We start from the raw sequence: 18,135 nt of genomic DNA, 5'->3' as shown, positions 1-18,135 counted from the left end.
CGCCCCGGAAGGCGGTCGTGTCGCACGCGCACACCGCCTCAGGCGGTGAGCCACCAAGAGCGGTTCGCGAGCATGGGCCGAAATTACCACACCCCGGGGCGCGCTCCGACGCCTCGGGCCTCGCTCAGGTGGCGCGGCGTAGGCTAATGGACGTGCCAGCAGTCAATCTCGGGATGCCCCTCGTCCCCGCGACCCTCGCCCCCCGCCGTAAGAGCCGGCAGATCCGCGTGGGCAAGGTCCTCGTCGGCGGCGATGCCCCGGTCAGCGTCCAGTCCATGGCGACCACCAAGACCACCGACATCAACGCGACGCTGCAGCAGATCGCCGAGCTCACCGCCGCCGGCTGCGAGATCGTGCGCGTCGCCGTGCCCAGTCAGGACGACGCGGATGTGCTGCACATCATCGCGAAGAAGAGCCAGATCCCGGTCATCGCCGACATCCACTTCCAGCCGAAGTACGTGTTCCAGGCGATCGATGCCGGGTGCGCTGCCGTGCGGGTGAACCCCGGCAACATCCGTCAGTTCGACGACAAGGTCGGCGAGATCGCGAAGGCCGCCAAGGACGCGGGGGTGTCGCTGCGCATCGGGGTGAACGCGGGCTCGCTCGACCGGCGTCTCTGAGAGCGCCGTGTGGGAGGCGTCGCTGTTCGAGGAGCACGACTTCCACGACTTCAAGATCTCGGTGAAGCACAACGACCCCGTCATCATGGTGCAGGCCTACCGCCTGCTCGCCGAACGGGGCGATTGGCCGCTGCATCTCGGCGTGACCGAGGCGGGTCCCGCCTTCCAGGGCACCATCAAGTCTGCGACGGCGTTCGGCATCCTCCTCTCCGAGGGCATCGGCGACACCATCCGGGTCTCCCTCTCCGCGCCTCCCGCAGAGGAGGTCAAGGTCGGCCTGCAGATCCTGCAGTCGCTGAACCTCCGCGAGCGCCGTCTCGAGATCGTGTCGTGCCCCTCGTGCGGCCGCGCCCAGGTCGACGTGTACTCCCTCGCCGACAGTGTCACTGAGGGTCTCAAGGACATGACCGTGCCGCTGCGCGTCGCCGTCATGGGCTGCGTCGTCAACGGTCCCGGCGAGGCGCGTGAGGCCGACCTGGGAGTCGCGAGCGGAAACGGCAAGGGCCAGATCTTCGTGAAGGGCGAGGTCGTGAAGACCGTGCCCGAGGCCGAGATCGTGCAGACCCTCATCGAAGAGGCGAACCGCATCGCCGCCGAGATGGGCCCGGATGCGGCCATCGGCACCGCACAGGTCATCACGGCCTGATATTCCCGGCCGGGAGTAAACCCCCGCATCCGGTGGCAGACTCATCCTGTCGTGACGCGTTCGCGCCGCGCGGGAAGGGAATCATGTCTGTTCTGGTGGTCGTCGGAGTCGGCGGCATGGGCGAGGCCATCGCGCGTCGCAGCGGGTCAGGGCGCACGGTCGTGCTCGCCGATTTCAACGAGGCGACGCTGGAGCGGGTGGCCGCGAGCCTGCGCGGTGACGGCTTCGACGTACACACGAAGGTGACCGACGTGTCGGATGCGGCCGCGGTCGCCGCCCTTGCGGAGTTCGCCGCGAGCCTCGGGCCCGTGACCGCCGTCGCCCACACCGCGGGGCTCTCCCCGACGCAGGCGCCCACCGGTGCCATCCTGCGTGTCGACCTGCTCGGCGTCGCGGTGAGCCTGGATGAGTTCGCCAAGGTCATCGCCCCCGGCGGCGCCGGCGTCGTGATCGCGAGCATGGCCGGATCGTTCGGCATCGGACACTTCCCGGCCGAGATGGAGGGCGCGCTGGCGCTCACCCCCAGCGACCAGCTGCTGTCGCTGCCGTTCCTGCAGGAGGCCGCGGTGCCGAACCCCGGCGCCGCCTACAGCATCGCCAAGCGCGGCAACCAGGTGCGGGTGCAGGCGGCGAGCAAGGCCTGGGGTGCACGCGGGGCGCGCATCAACAGCATCAGCCCGGGTGTCATCTCGACGCCGATGGGTCAGGAGGAGCTCGCGGGTGAGTCCGGCGCCGGGATGCGGGTCATGGTCGAGGGATCCGGCACCGGTCGCCTCGGCACCCCGAACGACATCGCCAACGCCACCGCGTTCCTGCTGAGCGACGAGGCGTCGTTCGTCACCGGCACCGACCTGCTTGTCGACGGCGGCACGGTCGCCGGCGTCCGCTCCGGTTTCATCGCACTGCCGCAGGGCTGAGTCCCCGCGGGGCCTCGCATCGTCGGGGCCGCGTGGTGCGCTAGCGTGGCGGCGGTGACCGCTCAGACGCCTCCCGCCGCCGCGCGGCCCGTCGTCGCCGGCATCGTCACGGCACTCGTCGGCTTCTCGAGCTCCTTCGCGGTCGTGCTCACCGGTCTCACCGCGGTCGGCGCGACGGCGGGGCAGGCGGCCAGCGGCCTGCTCGCGCTGTGCGTCGCGATGGGCGGCGCCTGCATCGTGCTGTCGCTGCGGTACCGGATGCCGATCACCGCGGCCTGGTCCACTCCCGGGGCGGCGCTCCTCGCGGCGACCGGGACGATCGAGGGCGGCTGGCCCGCCGCGGTCGGCGCGTTCCTGCTGGTCGGCGGGCTCGTCATCGTCACCGGGCTCTGGCCGCAGCTCGGGTCGCTCATCGCCCGCATCCCACCCTCCCGCGCGCAGGCGATGCTCGCCGGTGTACTGCTGCCGCTGTGCCTGGCACCGGTCACCGGCCTCGTTTTGAACCCGTGGGGCGTCGTGCCGGTCGTGCTCACGTGGCTCGTGTTCGCCCGTTTCGCACCGCGGTGGGCGGTGCCGCTCGCGTTCGTCGCCGCGACCGTCGTCGTCGTGGGGGGTCTCATCGCCGAAGGCGCCTCAGTCGATCCCACGCTGCTCCTCCCGCACCTGGAACTCACCGCGCCGATCCTCACGCCGGGCGCCGTGGTCGGCATCGCGCTGCCGCTGTACATCGTCACCATGGCCTCGCAGAACGTCCCCGGTGTCGCGATCATGCGCAGCTTCGGTTACCGCGTGCCGTGGCGGCCCGCCATGGTCATCACCGGCATCGGAACGGCCCTCGCCGCCCCCGCGGGAGGGCACGCGGTGAACCTGGCCGCCATCAGTGCCGCGCTCGCCGCCGGACCGGACGCGGGACCCGACACTGCGCGGCGGTGGACGGCGGGAGTGTCGACCGGAGTGTCGTACCTGGTGCTCGGGGCGGCCGCATCCGTCTTCGCCGCGCTGGTCGTGCTCGCGCCCGAGGGCGTCATCCCCGCCGTTGCGGGCCTGGCCCTGTTCGCGGCGTTCGGCTCCGCGGTGCAGCAGGCCATCGACGACCCGGGGGAGCGGATCCCCGCGGTCGTCACCTTCCTCGTCGCTGCCTCCGGTGTCGCGATGCTGGGTGTGAGCGCCGCGTTCTGGGCACTGGTCGCGGGCCTCGTCGTCCGGCTCGTGCTGCACGCCGGGCGCCGCTGAGCCGCATCCGGCCCGCGGGCCCCACCCCTCCCAGCGCCTAGACTCGATACTCGTGGTCACACGTCTCTCGCACTTCTTCCTCCGCACGCTCCGCGAAGACCCCTCGGATGCCGAGGTCACCAGCCATCGGCTGCTGGTGCGCGCCGGGTACATCCGGCGTCAGGCGCCCGGCATCTTCGCCTGGCTGCCGCTGGGGCTGCGGGTCAAGCGCAAGATCGAGGACATCATCCGCGACGAGATGACCGCCGCCGGTGCGCAGGAGGTGCACTTCCCCGCCCTCATGCCGCGTGAGCCCTACGAGGCGACCGGCCGGTGGGAGGAGTACGGCAACGGCATCTTCCGGTTGAAGGACCGCAAGGACGCCGACTACCTGCTCGCGCCCACCCACGAAGAGGCGTTCACGCTCCTCGTGAAGGACCTGTACTCGTCGTACAAAGACCTGCCGCTGTCGATCTACCAGATCCAGGACAAGTACCGCGATGAGGCACGGCCGCGCGCCGGCCTCCTGCGCGGGCGCGAGTTCACCATGAAGGATGCGTACTCCTTCGACTACACGGATGCGGGTCTCGACGCGTCATACATGGCGCAGCGCGACGCATACGAGCGGATCTTCCAGCGCCTCGGCCTCGAGTACGTCATCGTGCAGGCGGATGCCGGCGCCATGGGCGGGTCGCGGAGCGAGGAGTTCCTCCACCCCACCGCGGTGGGCGAGGACACCTTCGTGCGCTCGGCCGGCGGCTACGCCGCGAACGTGGAGGCCTTCACGACCCTGGCTCCCGAGCCGATCCCGTTCGAGGGGCTCCCGGACCCGGTGATCTTCGACTCGCCGAACACCCCGACGATCGACACGCTCGTCGCGCACAGCAACGCCGTGCTCGACGGTGATTACACCGCCGCGGACACCCTGAAGAACGTCGTGCTCGCCCTCACGCACCTCGACGGTACCCGCGAGCTCGTGGTCATCGGCCTGCCCGGCGACCGCGATGTCGATGACAAGCGCGTCGAGGTCGTCTTCGCCCCCGCATCCGTCGAGCCCGCCACCGAGGCGGACTTCGCGAAGCACCCGCTGCTGGTCAAGGGCTACATCGGGCCCTGGTCGGAGCAGGGTGCCTTGCTCGGCGAGGAGTCCGCCACCGGCATCCGATACCTCCTCGACCCCCGCGTCGTCGATGGCACCCGCTGGATCACCGGCGCCAATATCGACCAGAAGCACGTCCACTCACTCGTCGCCGGCCGCGACTTCGCCGGTGACGGTTTCGTCGAGGTCGCGACCGTCCGCGACGGCGACCCGGCCCCCGACGGTTCCGGGCCGGTGAGCCTTGACCGCGGCATGGAGATCGGCCACGTGTTCCAGCTGGGCCGCAAGTATGCGGAGGCGCTCGGGCTCAAGGTCCTCGATGAGAACGGCAAGCTCGTCACCGTGACCATGGGCTCCTACGGCATCGGCGTCACCCGCATCCTCGCCATCATCGCCGAGCTCAACAACGACGATAGGGGCCTCATCTGGCCCGCATCCGTCGCCCCGTTCGACGTGCATGTGGTCGCGACCGGACGGGATGCGGCCGCCTTCGAGCTCGCCGCGTCGCTGTCCGACGAGCTCGACACCGCTGGCTTCGACGTGCTCTACGACGACCGCCCGAAGGTGTCTCCCGGCGTGAAGTTCGGCGACGCCGAACTGATCGGCGTGCCGCGCATCGTCATCGTGGGTCGCGGCGCCGCCGACGGCCAGGTGGAGTTGTGGGACCGGCGCACCGGCGACCGCGAGGTCGTGCCGGCCGCCGAGGCCGTCACCCGCTTGCGCGCCTGACGTCGCGAACCGACACGACTCCTCAGTATCGGGCGGCTGGCCGGCGGTTCTGAGGAGTCGTCGCCTGCTCAGCGCGAGGAGGATCGCCGCATGGGGCGGTCGAGCCGGGCATAGCGCGTCCGCGCCATGCAGAAGACGCCGTAGGCGACCAGGCCCGCACCGACCACTCCGACCAGAAGCGGTCCGAGCAGCATGCCGCGAAGGGCATGGACGCCGCCGTCGAGGCCGCCTGCCGCGTCGGCGTCGACCGTGATCGCCGCGACGATCAGCAGGATGCCGACGACGACGAGTGAGACGCCCTTCGCCACGTACCCGACGATGCCGAGGATGGTGACGGCGCGCCCGACCGCGTCGTCCGGGATCGTCATGACCTTGCGGAACCCGCGCCGCACCCCGATCGCGATGAACGAGATCCCGGCGATGCCGACGCCGAGTCCCACGGCACCCAGCAGCCACGGGCCGGCGGGCAGCGAGAGGAGCCCGCGGCTGGCGTCCTGCGCGGTCTGCTCGCCCTGCGGTCGCGCGCCCAGGGCGACGGATGCGGACAGGACACCGAGCACGAGGAAGGCGAGGGCCTGCCCGCCTTCGGACAGCCGCATGCCCCAGGTCGCTGCGCGCCCGTCGCCGCGCACCAGCGCCGCGGACGAGCCGTGCCATAGCCCGAGCGCCAGCAGGCACACGGCCAGGATCCACAGCAGCGCGAAGCCGAGCGGCGCCTCCGCGATGGCGCGGAAGGCGCCCGAGTGGTCCGACTCGCCGTCGCCACCGGCGGCGACGGCGAGGACGATCGCTCCCATCAGCACATGCACGACCCCGTTGGCGGCGTAGCCGGCGCGGGCGAGCACGCGTGCCACCGGCTGCCGACGCGCATCACGCAGGGCATCGGTGGCGGAGGACATGCCCTCGACCCTAGGGCGCACGCGGTCCCGGTCGGCGCGACTTGACATCGCCCCGAATCGGCCGACATGTCGGAGCACCTTTATCCTGACTCGATGACGTCGACGCGCCCGCACGCACCCCGACGGATGCGGTGGAGCGCACTTCCGGGCCTCCTCGAGAAGGCGCCGCCGCGCGTGCTCGTGCTGGTCGGGGTCCTGATCGCCGCGCTGGGACTGCTCATCGTGGTGCGCCCGCTCGCCTCCCTGGTCCTGCTCGGCGTCTACGTCGGGCTGAGCGCGATCGTCGCGGGCGTGGTGGAACTCATCTCCCGACGCGGCACGCCCGGCTGGTGGACGAGGATCTTCGGCATCGCCTGGATCGTGGGCGGTATCGCGGTGCTGATCTGGTTCGGCCGGAACGTCGAACTGCTCCCTGTCGCACTGTCGGTCCTGCTGATCATCGGCGGCCTCGCCTCGCTCGGCGACGCCGTGGTCCGCGGTTCGGTGAGCGTGCGGGTGCTGACCGCCGTCTGGGGCGGTGCGCAGGTCGCGTTCGGCGTGCTGTCGCGCACCTGGCCCGATGTCACCCTCCTGCTCGTCGCGGTCGTCTTCGGGGTGCGCACGGCAGTCTTCGGTCTCACGCTGCTCGCGCGCGGTGCCCGCCTCGCCCGCGCCGCCCGTGCCCTCCGCAGGGGCCAGACGATCCGCGACCGCCGGCCCCCCTCCCGTGCCGCGCGCATCTGGGCCGCCGTGGGCCGGTACGCCGTGTCGCTGCTCCTCGTGGGGCTCGTTGCGGGCAGCTGGGGCCTCAACCAGTGGCTCGCCGGCGGTGCGCCCGTCATCGATGGTTTCTACTCACCGCCCGCCGACCTGCCGAGCGGCCACGGTCGGCTGATCCGCACCGGCGACTACGCCGGACGGTCACCGGCGAACGGGGACGTCTCCCGCATCCTCTACACGACTCAGGATGCCAACGGCCGGCCCGCGCTCGCGAGCGCCATGGTGATCACCCCCATCGAGAGCGAGCCGGGACCGCATCCGGTGATCGTGTGGGAGCACGGGACGACCGGCGTCGCCCGTGGATGCGCACCGAGCCTGGCGGACGGCACGGCGACGAAGTGGGCGATCCCGGCACTTGAGCAGGTGCTCGCGGAGGGCTGGGTCGTCGTCGCCCCCGACTACAGCGGTCAGGGTGCGCCCGGCGTGTTCCCGTACCTCATCGGAGAGGGGGAGGGGCGCTCCTCGGTGGATGCGGTGCTGGCCGCAGGCGAGATCGACACCGATCTGGTGCTCTCGCCCCGGACCGTGGTGTGGGGCCATTCGCAGGGCGGCCACGCGGCGCTGTTCACGACGCAGGTGGCACCGGAGTACGCACCCGGGCTCGACATCCGCGGCACTGCGGCGATCTCTCCGGCGGCCGACCCGCGGGCCCTCGCCGATATCCTCACCGCCGGTGCCCAGGACAACGCGCTGCTGACGATCATGATGGCGTTCGTGCTCGTGCCGTACTCCGAGACCTACGACGACATCGACCTCGGCCAGTACGTCAGCTCGGCGGCGGAGCCCATCATCCGTGAGATGACTCAACGCTGCCTCAGCGAGCCGGGCGTGGTCATCTCCGCGCTGACCGCGCTCGGTCTCAGCGAGGATCAGCCCATCGACACTGGTGACCTGACCACAGGTGCAATGGGGCGCCGCCTCGCCGAGAACACCGCGAGCGGCCCGTGGGGAACCCCGATCCTCGTCGCGTGGGGTGCGCAGGACGAGGTGCTGCCACCCTCCACGCAGGAGGATCTCGTGGAGCGGCTGTGCGCCGCGGGGGAGCGGGTGCGCTGGCAGGTGCTGGCGCCCAACCATCACCAGGACATCCTGCAGCCGCCGTCGCAGCTGCTGCCGATGCTGATGCGCTGGACCCGGACGCTGATGACCGACGACCCCACCCCGCTGCAGCTGTCCTACCCGCTGGACGACTGCACGCGGTGACGATCGCGGGCGTGTCCGCGGAGCCGGTGACCTCCTCCCGGTCCGCTGCCATCGGGTAACGTAGGAGGGATGTTGGCGCAGGGCGCCGGCGAGAATTGAAAAGGGAGGCCCCACCGTGGACATCGATCTCGGACTGCTGCGCACCGTCGAGCGTGAGAAGGAGATCCCCTTCGAGGAGCTCGTGAGCATCATCGAGCAGGCCATCCTCACCGCATACGCCAAGCACACCTCCCCGGACGGCGAACTGCCTCAGGGTGCGCGCGCTGTGCTCGACCGCAAGACCGGTCACGTCGCCGTGTTCGTCCCCCTCCGTGACGACGAAGGGATCGTCATCGGCGAGGAGGAGAGCACCCCCGAAGACTTCGGCCGCATCGCCGCGTTCGCCGCGAAGCAGGTTATCAGCCAGCGTCTGCGCGACATCGCCGACGATGCGGTGCTGGGGGAGTTCCGCGGCAAGGAGGGCGACATCGTCGCCGGCGTCATCCAGCAGGGCCCGAACCCGCGTATGGTGCACGTCGACCTCGGCTCGGTGGAGGCGATCCTCCCACCCGAGGAACAGGTTGCCGGCGAGGAGTACAAGCACGGCTCCCGCATCCGTGTCTACGTCACCTCCGTCTCCAAGGGCAGCAAGGGTCCGTCCATCACCGTCTCTCGCACCCACCCGGGTCTCGTCCGGAAGCTGTTCGCGCTCGAGGTCCCGGAGATCGCGTCCGGTGTTGTCGAGATCGTGGCGCTCGCCCGCGAGGCCGGCCACCGCACCAAGATGGCCGTTCGGACCGAGGACCCCGCCGTGAACGCCAAGGGTGCGTGCATCGGCGAGCTCGGGCGCCGCGTCCGTGCGGTCACCGAGGAGCTCAGCGGCGAGAAGATCGACATCGTCGACTTCGACCCGGAACTCGCCGCGTTCGTCGCCAACGCGCTCTCGCCCGCCAAGGTGACGTCGAGCTTCATTCTGGATGCCAAGATCAAGGCTGTGCGGGCGCTCGTGCCCGACTACCAGCTGTCCCTCGCCATCGGCAAGGAGGGCCAGAACGCCCGCCTCGCGGCGAAGCTCACCGGTGCGAAGATCGACATCCAGCCCGATTCGATCCTGGAGAGCTGAGCGCGGCGTCGCAGCCGCCGAGGTGTAACATGGGACCCGTACGAACGTGTGTCGGTTGTCGCACGCGTGCTTCCCGCTCCGCTCTCCTGAGAGTGGTCGCGCGGGGTTCCGAACTCGTCCTGGACGAGCGGGCCTCGCTTCCCGGGAGGGGCGCATGGGTCCATCCGGTGCCAGAGTGCCTGGATGCCGCGCTGCGGCGTCGCGCTTTCGTACGGGCATTGCATGTGTCGGCTCCGCTTGACACGCAGACCATCGAGAAACGGCTGAATGGCTATGGATACAAAGTGAACGGCTCGAAATGAGACCCGTCCGCGACTAACGGTCTGCCCTGTCTGGGGTAGGCCTCAGACAGGAGAATTGTGGCAAAACCACGCGTGCACGAAATCGCTTCCGAGCTCGGCGTCGACAGCAAGGTCGCCCTCGCGAAGCTGAAGGAGCTCGGCGAATTCGTCAAGAGCCCTTCGTCGACCATCGAACCTCCGGTGGCTCGTAAGCTTCGCGCTGCCCTGGAGGCAGAAGGCACCGCCAAGCCGGCCGAGAAGGCCCCCTCGGCTGCGTCGGCTCCGCGCCCCGCCGGCCGCCCGGGACCTGCGCGTCCCGCCGCGCCCGCCCCGGCGCCGGCCCCCGCTCCCGCACCCGCGGCTGCGACCCCCGCTCCCGCCGCCCCGGCCCCCGCGGCCCCGGCAGCGCCCGCCGCTGCCGCTCCGGCGGCCCCCGCGGCGCCGGCTCCTGCGGCTCCCGCCGCAGAGGCTCCGGCCGACGGTGGCACCGCGGCTCCCGCAGCCCCCACCCCGGGCGGCGCGAACCCGGCACCGCCGCGTCCCGGTGGCGCACCGCGTCCCGGTAACAACCCCTTCGCCAGCGCGCAGGGCATGGGGCAGCGCCCCGCCGGGCCTCGTCCCGGCAACAATCCCTTCGCCAGCGCCCAGGGCATGGGGCAGCGCCCCAGCCCGACGCCCGGCAACATCCCCCGTCCGCAGGCTCCGCGTCCGGGTGCCCCGCGTCCCGGTGCCCCGCGTCCCGGTGGTGCTGGTCGCCCCGGTGGCGGCGGTCGTCCGGGTGCGCCGTTCCAGCAGCGTCCGGGCGGTCCCGGTCGTCCCGGCGGTGCCGGTGGCTTCGGCGCCGCACGTCCGGGTGCTCCGGCCGGTGGCGGTTTCGCCGGTCGTCCCGGCGGTGGTGGCGGCCGCGGTCGCGGTCCCGGCGGTGGCACCGCAGGTGCCTTCGGTAAGGGTGGCGGCAAGTCCAAGCAGCGGAAGTCCCGTCGGGCGAAGCGGCAAGAATTCGAGATGCGGTCGGCGCCCGTCGTCGGCGGCGTCAACGTCCAGAAGGGCAACGGCGAGATCATTCGCCTCCGCCGTGGCGCGTCCATCGCGGACTTCGCCGACAAGCTCGAGGCGATCCGTGGCTACACGGTGCAGCCCGGCACGCTCGTGACCATCCTGTTCAACCTGGGCGAGATGGCCACCGCGACCGAGTCGCTCGACGAGGCGACCTTCGAGGTCCTGGGTGCCGAGCTGGGTTACAAGATCCAGATGGTCTCGCCCGAGGACGAGGACAAGGAGCTCCTCGAGGGCTTCGGTCTCGACCTCGACGCAGAACTCGAGGCCGAGAGCGAAGACGACCTGGAGATCCGCCCGCCGGTCGTCACCGTCATGGGTCACGTCGACCACGGTAAGACCCGACTGCTCGACGCGATCCGTCAGACCAATGTGGTCGCCGGTGAAGCGGGTGGCATCACCCAGCACATCGGTGCCTACCAGGTGTGGACCGAGCACGAGGGCATCGAGCGCGCGATCACCTTCATCGACACCCCGGGCCACGAGGCGTTCACCGCCATGCGTGCGCGCGGTGCGCAGGTGACCGACCTCGCGATCCTCGTGGTCGCCGCCGACGACGGCATCATGCCGCAGACGGTGGAGGCGCTGAACCACGCGCAGGCGGCCGGCGTGCCGGTTGTCGTGGCCGTGAACAAGATCGACAAGCCCGACGCCAACCCGTCCAAGGTGCGCCAGCAGCTCACCGAGTACGGCCTCGTCGCCGAGGAGTACGGCGGAGACGTCATCTTCGTCGACGTGTCGGCTCGCGACGGCATCGGCATCCAGGAACTCCTGGACGCCGTGCTGCTCACCGCCGACGCCGGTCTCGACCTCACCGCGAACCCCAACAAGGCGGCGCGCGGTGTGGCGATCGAAGCGAAGCTCGACAAGGGCCGCGGTTCGGTGGCGACGGTGCTCATCCAGTCCGGAACGCTCCATGTGGGCGACGCGATCGTCGCGGGCACGGCCTACGGCCGCGTGCGCGCCATGATCGACGAGAACGGGGATGCGGTCGAGTACGCGTCGCCGTCCCGTCCGGTGCAGGTGCAGGGTCTGAACTCGGTCCCGCGTGCCGGTGACGTGTTCATCGTCACCGACGAAGACCGCATGGCCCGCCAGATCGCGGAGAAGCGTGAAGCCGCCGAGCGCAACGCCCAGCTGGCCAAGGCCCGCAAGCGCATCTCGCTCGAGGACTTCACCCGTGCACTCGAAGAGGGCAAGGTCGAGTCGCTCAACCTCATCATCAAGGGTGACGTGTCCGGTGCCGTCGAGGCGCTGGAGGAGTCGCTCCTCAAGATCGAGGTCGACGATTCGGTGCAGCTGCGCATCATCCACCGCGGTGTCGGTGCGGTGACCGAGTCGGATGTGAACCTGGCGACGATCGACAACGCGATCGTCATCGGCTTCAACGTCCGCCCCGACGCGAAGGCGCGCGAGCGTGCCTCCCGTGAGGGCGTCGACATCCGGTTCTACTCCGTCATCTACAACGCGATCGACGATGTGGAGCAGTCGCTGAAGGGCCTGCTGAAGCCGGAATACGAGGAGGTGCAGTCGGGGGTCGCGGAGATCCGCGAGGTCTTCCGTTCCTCCAAGTTCGGCAACATCGCCGGTGTCATCGTGCGCAGCGGAACCATCACCCGCAACGCCAAGGCCCGCGTCATCCGCGAGGGCATCGTCATCGCCGATGGCCTAGCCATCGAGTCGCTGCGTCGCTTCAAGGACGACGTCACCGAGGTCCGTACCGACTTCGAGGCCGGTATCGGTCTCGGGAAGTACAACGACATCCGTATCGGTGACGAGATCGAGACGACCGAGCTCATCGAGAAGCCGCGCGGCTGATCGACACGACACGACGATGAGGGGCGCCTTCGGGCGTCCCTCATCCGTGGATAGAAGGAGAGAACCATGGCGAGCGAACGACAGGCACGTCTGGCCGACCGCATCCGGGTACTGATCGCGGAGCGGCTCGAGAAGGGGCTGCGCGACCCGCGGCTGGGTTTCGTCACGATCACCGATGTGCGTGTGACGGGTGACCTGCAGCACGCGTCGGTGTTCTACACCGTGCTCGGATCCGAGCAGGAGCGCGCGGACACCGCGGAGGCGCTGCGCGCCGCCACCGGACTGCTGCGGAGCGAAGTCGGGCGGCAGCTCAGCACCCGCCTCACCCCGACCCTCGAGTTCATCCTCGACGGGATCCCGGAGAACGCGGGCCACATCGAGCACCTGCTGCGTGAGGCGCGCGAGCGCGACGAGCAGGTCGCAGGCCTTGCGGCGTCGGCCACGTACGCCGGGGACGCCGACCCGTACGTCGCCCCGCGCGACGTCGACGCCGAGGACTGACCCGCACCCGACCGCAGCCGGCGCCATCCTTCGGGGTGGCGCCGGCTGCGTCGTTCCCGCCGCACCCGTTGTCGCCGCATCCGCCCCCGTGCGTGTGCACGGCACAACGGCGGAGATCGTGCCCGTGGGGCGCGGATTCCTGGTGCCTGGGCGCTGAGTCGCGAGAATGTCCGCCGTTGTGTCCGCCCGCGCGGCCCCGGAAACGTCGAACCGGCCCGCCCCCTGGGGGACGAGCCGGCTCGGTACGGATGCGGGTCAGGCCTTCTGCTTCTTCGGCTTCTGCACGAAGAGCGTCTCGGTCTTCTCCAGTTCCATCCCCTTGGTCTCCGGGATCTTCCAGATGACGTAGAAGAACGACAGCAGCGCGAACGCGGCATACATGCCGTAGGTCAGCGGGAGCGACCAGCTCGACATCACCGGGAACGACATCGTGATGAGGAAGTTCGCGATCCACTGCGCGGCCGCGGCGACACCGAGCGCCTTGCCCCGGATGCGGCTGGGGAAGATCTCGCCCAGCAGCACCCATACCAGCGGGCCCCAGGATGCGGCGAAGCCCACGACGAACAGGTTCGCAGCGACGAGCGCCACGGGACCCCAGACGCCCGGGAGCGAGACATCGGTGCCGGAGCCCTCGGCGAAGCTGAAGGCCAGCGCCATGGCACCCAGGGACAGGGTCATGAGCGCCGAACCGGTCAGCAGGATGGGCTTGCGGCCCACCCGGTCGACCAACCAGATGGCGACGAGGGTCATCACGACGTTCGTCATGCTGGTGATGACGGTGATCAGCAGCGAGTCGCTCTCGTCGAACCCGACGGCCTTCCACAGGCTCGTGGAGTAGTAGAAGATCACGTTGATGCCGACGAACTGCTGGAACACCGACAGGATGATGCCGACCCACACGATCGGCTGAAGGCCCAGCGCCTTGCCGCGCAGCGACGCGCTGCGGTTCTTGCGATCCTCGTCGATCGCCGCGTTGAGGTCGTTCATGGTCTGGTCGAGATCGACCGCGGGGACGAGACGGGCGAAGATCTTCCGCGCATCCTCCTGCCGGCCCTTCGCGAGGAGATAGCGCGGCGACTCCGGCATCGTGAACGACAGGATGATGTACACGGCCGACGGGATGACGCCCACGAGGAACATCCAGCGCCACGCCGCCATGCCCAGCCACAGCGTCTCGGACGCGCCGCCTGCGGTGTTCGCGAGGAGCGCGTCCGACAGGAGCGCCCCGAAGATCCCGAGCGTGATCGCCAGCTGCTGCAGCGACGCGAGGCTGCCGCGGATCTGCCGCGGTGCGATCTCGGCGATGTAGGCCGGCGCGACGACCGACGCGATACCGATACCGAGGCCGCTGAGGATGCGCCAGACGAACAGGTCCGGGATGCTGAAGGTCAGCGCCGTGCCGATCGAAGACACGAAGAACAACACGCCGCCGAGGAGCATGACCCGCAGGCGACCCCACTTGTCCGACAGCGTGCCCGCCAGCAGCGCACCGACCGCACAGCCGAGGAGGGCGACGGCCACCACGAGGCCGGTGAGGAACGGGCTGGTGTCGAAGGTGCCCTCGATGGAATCGACCGCGCCGTTGATAACGGAGGAGTCGAAACCGAAGAGGAAACCGCCGACCGCCGCTGCGATCGAGAGGGCGATGGCCCGTCTGCCGAAGGGACTGGAGATCTTGAAGGCCCCGGTGGGAAGTGCGTCGCTACTGGTCACGAACGACGAGCCTAAACCCCTCTCGTCGCCGCGTCGGGGGATTGACGCCGCCGCGATTACAGTAGGGAGCATGACCGTGCACCTGCTCGGCGCGGCCGAGATCCGCGCGCTCGCCGCCGAACTGGACGTCACGCCGACCAAGAAACTCGGTCAGAATTTCGTCGTCGATGCCAACACGGTGCGCAAGATCGTCCAGGTCGGCGCCGTCGGCCCGACCGACCGCGTGGTCGAGATCGGACCGGGGCTGGGTTCCCTCACCCTCGCCGTCCTCGAGACCGGCGCGCGCGTCGTCGCGGTCGAGATCGACCACCGTCTGGCGGCGCGGCTGGCGCAGACCGCCGCCGCGCACGGGGTGCCCGAGGGAGCCCTCACGGTGATCGACGCGGATGCGTTGCAGGTGACGGAGCTGCCGGGCGAACCGAGCGTCCTCATCGCGAACCTGCCGTACAACGTGTCGGTGCCGGTGCTGCTGCACTTCATGGAGACCTTCCCCCACCTGCAGCGCGGTGTCGTCATGGTGCAGGCCGAGGTGGGGGAGCGGCTCGCCGCCCCGCCCGGCTCGAAGGTGTACGGCGCGCCGAGCGTCAAGGCCGCCTGGTACGGCACCTGGCGGCTGGCGGGGACCGTGTCGCGGCAGGTGTTCTGGCCGGTGCCTGGCGTCGACAGCGTGCTCGTCGGATTCCACCGGGATGCGGTGGCCCGAGGCACCGAGGAGGAGCGTCGACGCACCTTCCGGCTGGTGGATGCGGCCTTCGGGCAGCGCCGCAAGATGCTCCGGCAGTCGCTGTCCGCCGAGCTCGGTGGAACGTCCGCCGCCGCATCCGTGGTGCTCGAGGCGGCCGGTGTCGCGCCGACCGAGCGGGGCGAACAGCTCACCGTCGACGACTTCCTGCGGATCGCCCGCGCCTGAGTCCCGAGCGGTCTTGCGGCCGATGTCACGCGATGTTGCGCGTCCGTTCACCGTCTGTGCGAAACATGCCGGTAACATAATGCCGTCCACCGTCCGGTTCCCGGGCATCTCGCCTCACGGTGGGCTGGGAGACCCGACCCATGCGAAAAGCGGAATACCCCGCGGCCGAACGTGTGCTGCTCCATCTCAGTGACACGCACCTGCGCGCTCCGGGGCCGAAGCTGTTCGACCTCGTCGACGGGCGGCGTCACCTGGCCGAAGCCCTCGCCGGGATCGAGGCGTCCGGCATCCGGCCGGACGGCATCGTCTTCACCGGCGACCTCGTCGACCTCGGCGAGCGTGACGCGTATGCGGCGCTCCGGGAGCTGGTGGAGCCGTTCGCCGCGCGGGTGGGCGCACCGGTGTTCTGGGTCATGGGCAACCATGACGACCGTGCCGCGTTCCGCGACACGCTGATCGACGACGGCGCCGCGGACCGCTGGGCGCCCATCGACCGGGTCGACGAGCTCGACGGCCTCCGGCTCATCACGCTCGACTCCACCGTCCCCGGCGAGCACTACGGCGACCTGCGGCAGGAGCAGCTGGACTGGCTCGCCGCGGAGCTGGCGACCCCCGCGCCGCTCGGCACGATCCTCGCGATGCACCACCCGCCGGTGCCGAGCGTGCTGCCGCTCGCCGCGAGTGTGGAGCTCCGCGACCAGCGCCGTCTTGCCGAGGTGCTGCAGGGCAGCGACGTGCGCGCCATCATCGCCGGGCACCTGCACTACTCCACGTTCGCAACGTTTGCCGGCATCCCGGTGTCCGTCGCCTCATCGACCTGCTACGCCCAGGACCTCACCGTCCCTGTCGGCGGGACGCGACCGCAGGACGGCGCGCGCTCGTTCAACCTCGTCCACGTCTTCGACGACACCGTGGTGCACTCGGTCGTGGCCGTCGAGACGCCCCGCCCGCTCGAGTACATCGACGCGGCCGAAGCGCAGCGACGTCTGGCGGCCGCGGGTGTGGATCAGGACATCAGGAGCGAGCGCCGGATCGCGCCGCCGACTGAGCCGCTGACGGTGCTGCGCTGAGCGCTGCGGTGCTCTCCCACGGTGCTCGCACCGGGAACATCCGCTCCAGCAGCTGCGTGACCACCCGCACCCGGACCTCTTCCGGGACCTCGGACTCGCCGCCGTCGTTGAGGCAGAACATGTCGACATCGCCACGGGTGACGAGCCGCTCGGTCCGCCGCAGCGACTCCGCCATCGTGGTCTGGTAATACCGCGTCCGCGGGTTGGTGGTGGAAACTGCTCGCCCGGTGAACAGCGCGTAGTAGTGATACAGGCTGTTGGTCACCGAGATATCGGTGGCGGAGCGGAAGCGCGAGGCGGCGGTCCGGCGGAAGTCCTCGGCGAATTCCTGCTCCAGCTCGGCCATGACGCTCTTGCGGAGCGGAGTCGCACAGTGCTCCAGATCGCGGACGATGGTTCGGCCGAACCGCTCCCGCAGCAGCCCGCGGTTCACGCGCAGCCCGTTGTCGTGTCCGCTGCGGTGAGCGCGCGTCGGACCGGTGCCGATCCGCACGTCGCACTCCACGAACTTCGACACCCCGGCGGGTGAGAAGAACAGCTCCGGTTCCACCGGACGGCCGAAGAACATGTCGTCGTTCGAATAGAGGAAGTGCTCTGCGAGCCCGGGGATGCGGTGCAGCTGTGCCTCGACGGCGTGCGAGTTGTGCGTCGGCAGCACCGCCGGGTCGGCGAAGAACTCTTCGCTGCGCACCACGGTCACGCGAGGGTGGTCGGTTAGCCACGCCGGTGCAGGGGAGTCGGTCGCGATGAAGATCCGTCGCACCCACGGCGCGTACATGTGAACGCTCCGCAGCGCGTAGCGCAACTCGTCCACGTGCCGGAAACGGGCGGGGCCGTCGTCGCCCTCGCCCACCACGTACTCCGCCATCTGCGCGGCACGCTGCCGCTGGAAGTCGTTCGACGATCCGTCGACCCAGGAGAAGACGAGATCGATCTCGTCGGTCACCTCGGCCGGATGCGGATCGAACATGCCCGCAATGGTCTGCCAGGTGCGGCCGTAGCGCGTGGTCTCCGCCCACTCGAGATCTGCGGTGGGGATGACCCGCCGGGTCAGCGCGTTTTCGGCGGGTGCCTCCACGCTCTCCTCGCCGATGCGCCAGAACTCCAGCCGGATGCCCGTCGACGCGCCGTAACGCAGGCCCCCGGGCCCGGTGATGCGCGGCCGGAACAGCCGGATGCTGCCGGTCCCGGCGCCACGGTCCACGGCGTCCGGCAGCGGTACCGCGGCGGAACCCTTCGGCTTCGCGTACACCGGCTCGCGCTCTGCCAAGGCCAGGAGAGCTTCCCGGGCCCGAGGCCGGTCGGTCACGTCGACCACCAGGGCGGGCTCGCGCAGACCGTGACGGATCAGCAGCAGTTCGATCCCCGCATCCTCGAGCGTCTGCGCGATCAGCAACAGATCGGCCGTGCGCGCATCCTCGGGGGAGAGTCCCTCGTGTCGCAGGTGCAGGACACCCTGTTCCAGAAGGACATCCTCGCGGGCAAGAAGGGAGGTCCAGGGGTGGGGATGCGCCGGAACGGCCGCCAAAGTCGCCATGTGTCTCGTTTCCTCGGTTTTGCCGATCCCCTCAGAATACGTCCGCTGTGTGTCAACAGCGTT

Annotated in this window: 13 protein-coding genes and 1 pseudogene; 11 read left to right on the top strand and 3 right to left on the bottom strand. The window is 70.1% G+C overall.

Annotated features, from left to right (window positions below):
• The first annotated feature begins 152 nt into the window (after positions 1 to 152).
• The 4 genes and pseudogenes from ispG (at position 153) to NT132_RS01185 (ending at position 5,223) form a co-directional block, all read left to right on the top strand.
• Positions 153 to 1,266: pseudogene (gene ispG, locus NT132_RS01200) on the top strand (flavodoxin-dependent (E)-4-hydroxy-3-methylbut-2-enyl-diphosphate synthase).
• 83 nt (positions 1,267 to 1,349) lie between these two features.
• Positions 1,350 to 2,183 (top strand): SDR family oxidoreductase, encoded by an 834-nt coding sequence (locus tag NT132_RS01195; protein ID WP_297783578.1) that lies wholly within the window; start codon positions 1,350 to 1,352, stop codon positions 2,181 to 2,183.
• A 54-nt stretch (positions 2,184 to 2,237) separates the two neighbouring features.
• Positions 2,238 to 3,416, top strand: a complete 1,179-nt coding sequence (locus tag NT132_RS01190) for a benzoate/H(+) symporter BenE family transporter (RefSeq protein WP_297783575.1) — start codon at positions 2,238 to 2,240, stop codon at positions 3,414 to 3,416.
• A gap of 52 nt (positions 3,417 to 3,468) precedes the next feature.
• The gene (locus NT132_RS01185; protein WP_297783572.1) at positions 3,469 to 5,223 is read left to right on the top strand and encodes a proline--tRNA ligase; all 1,755 of its coding nucleotides are present in this window, start codon (positions 3,469 to 3,471) and stop codon (positions 5,221 to 5,223) included.
• Positions 5,224 to 5,291: 68 nt separating this feature from the next.
• On the opposite strand, the gene NT132_RS01180 is transcribed toward NT132_RS01185, so the two are convergent.
• Positions 5,292 to 6,122, bottom strand: coding sequence for a DUF1206 domain-containing protein (locus tag NT132_RS01180; protein WP_297783569.1), 831 nt, complete (start codon positions 6,120 to 6,122; stop codon positions 5,292 to 5,294).
• Between the two features lie 93 nt (positions 6,123 to 6,215).
• On the opposite strand from NT132_RS01180, the gene NT132_RS01175 reads away from it, so the two are divergent.
• From NT132_RS01175 to rbfA, 5 genes are all read left to right on the top strand, one after another.
• Positions 6,216 to 8,084 (top strand): lipase family protein, encoded by a 1,869-nt coding sequence (locus NT132_RS01175; protein WP_297783566.1) that lies wholly within the window; start codon positions 6,216 to 6,218, stop codon positions 8,082 to 8,084.
• 115 nt (positions 8,085 to 8,199) lie between these two features.
• Positions 8,200 to 9,186, top strand: a complete 987-nt coding sequence (gene nusA / locus NT132_RS01170) for a transcription termination factor NusA (RefSeq protein ID WP_297783543.1) — start codon at positions 8,200 to 8,202, stop codon at positions 9,184 to 9,186.
• Positions 9,187 to 9,215: 29 nt separating this feature from the next.
• Positions 9,216 to 9,488 carry a YlxR family protein gene (locus tag NT132_RS01165; protein WP_297783540.1) on the top strand — a complete coding sequence of 91 codons (273 nt, stop codon included), beginning with the start codon at positions 9,216 to 9,218 and terminating at the stop codon, positions 9,486 to 9,488.
• A gap of 57 nt (positions 9,489 to 9,545) precedes the next feature.
• On the top strand, positions 9,546 to 12,341 hold the full coding sequence (gene infB / locus NT132_RS01160; protein ID WP_297783538.1) for a translation initiation factor IF-2: 2,796 nt from the start codon (positions 9,546 to 9,548) through the stop codon (positions 12,339 to 12,341).
• A 66-nt stretch (positions 12,342 to 12,407) separates the two neighbouring features.
• A complete protein-coding gene (rbfA, locus tag NT132_RS01155) occupies positions 12,408 to 12,842 on the top strand; it encodes a 30S ribosome-binding factor RbfA (RefSeq protein ID WP_297783535.1) in 435 nt (144 codons plus the stop codon).
• A gap of 255 nt (positions 12,843 to 13,097) precedes the next feature.
• Here rbfA and NT132_RS01150 read toward each other — a convergent pair whose 3' ends face one another.
• On the bottom strand, positions 13,098 to 14,555 hold the full coding sequence (locus NT132_RS01150; RefSeq protein ID WP_297783532.1) for a sugar porter family MFS transporter: 1,458 nt from the start codon (positions 14,553 to 14,555) through the stop codon (positions 13,098 to 13,100).
• A gap of 70 nt (positions 14,556 to 14,625) precedes the next feature.
• Between NT132_RS01150 and rsmA the strand changes: the two genes are divergently transcribed.
• Both rsmA and NT132_RS01140 read left to right on the top strand, forming a co-directional pair.
• A complete protein-coding gene (gene rsmA / locus NT132_RS01145; RefSeq protein ID WP_297783529.1) occupies positions 14,626 to 15,465 on the top strand; it encodes a 16S rRNA (adenine(1518)-N(6)/adenine(1519)-N(6))-dimethyltransferase RsmA in 840 nt (279 codons plus the stop codon).
• 140 nt (positions 15,466 to 15,605) lie between these two features.
• Entirely contained in the window at positions 15,606 to 16,535 is a 930-nt protein-coding gene (locus NT132_RS01140) for a phosphodiesterase (RefSeq protein WP_297783526.1), read from the top strand.
• Here NT132_RS01140 and NT132_RS01135 read toward each other — a convergent pair.
• Complete coding sequence (locus NT132_RS01135; protein WP_297783523.1) at positions 16,480 to 18,072, bottom strand: stealth conserved region 3 domain-containing protein; 1,593 nt, start codon at positions 18,070 to 18,072, stop codon at positions 16,480 to 16,482. The two genes, NT132_RS01140 and NT132_RS01135, sit on opposite strands and share 56 nt — an antisense overlap.
• Between the last annotated feature and the right edge of the window lie 63 nt (positions 18,073 to 18,135).

This window comes from Microbacterium sp. (genome assembly GCF_026393345.1).
Taxonomy (GTDB): Bacteria; Actinomycetota; Actinomycetes; order Actinomycetales; family Microbacteriaceae; genus Microbacterium.
This window is presented reverse-complemented; position numbering and strand designations above follow the sequence as displayed.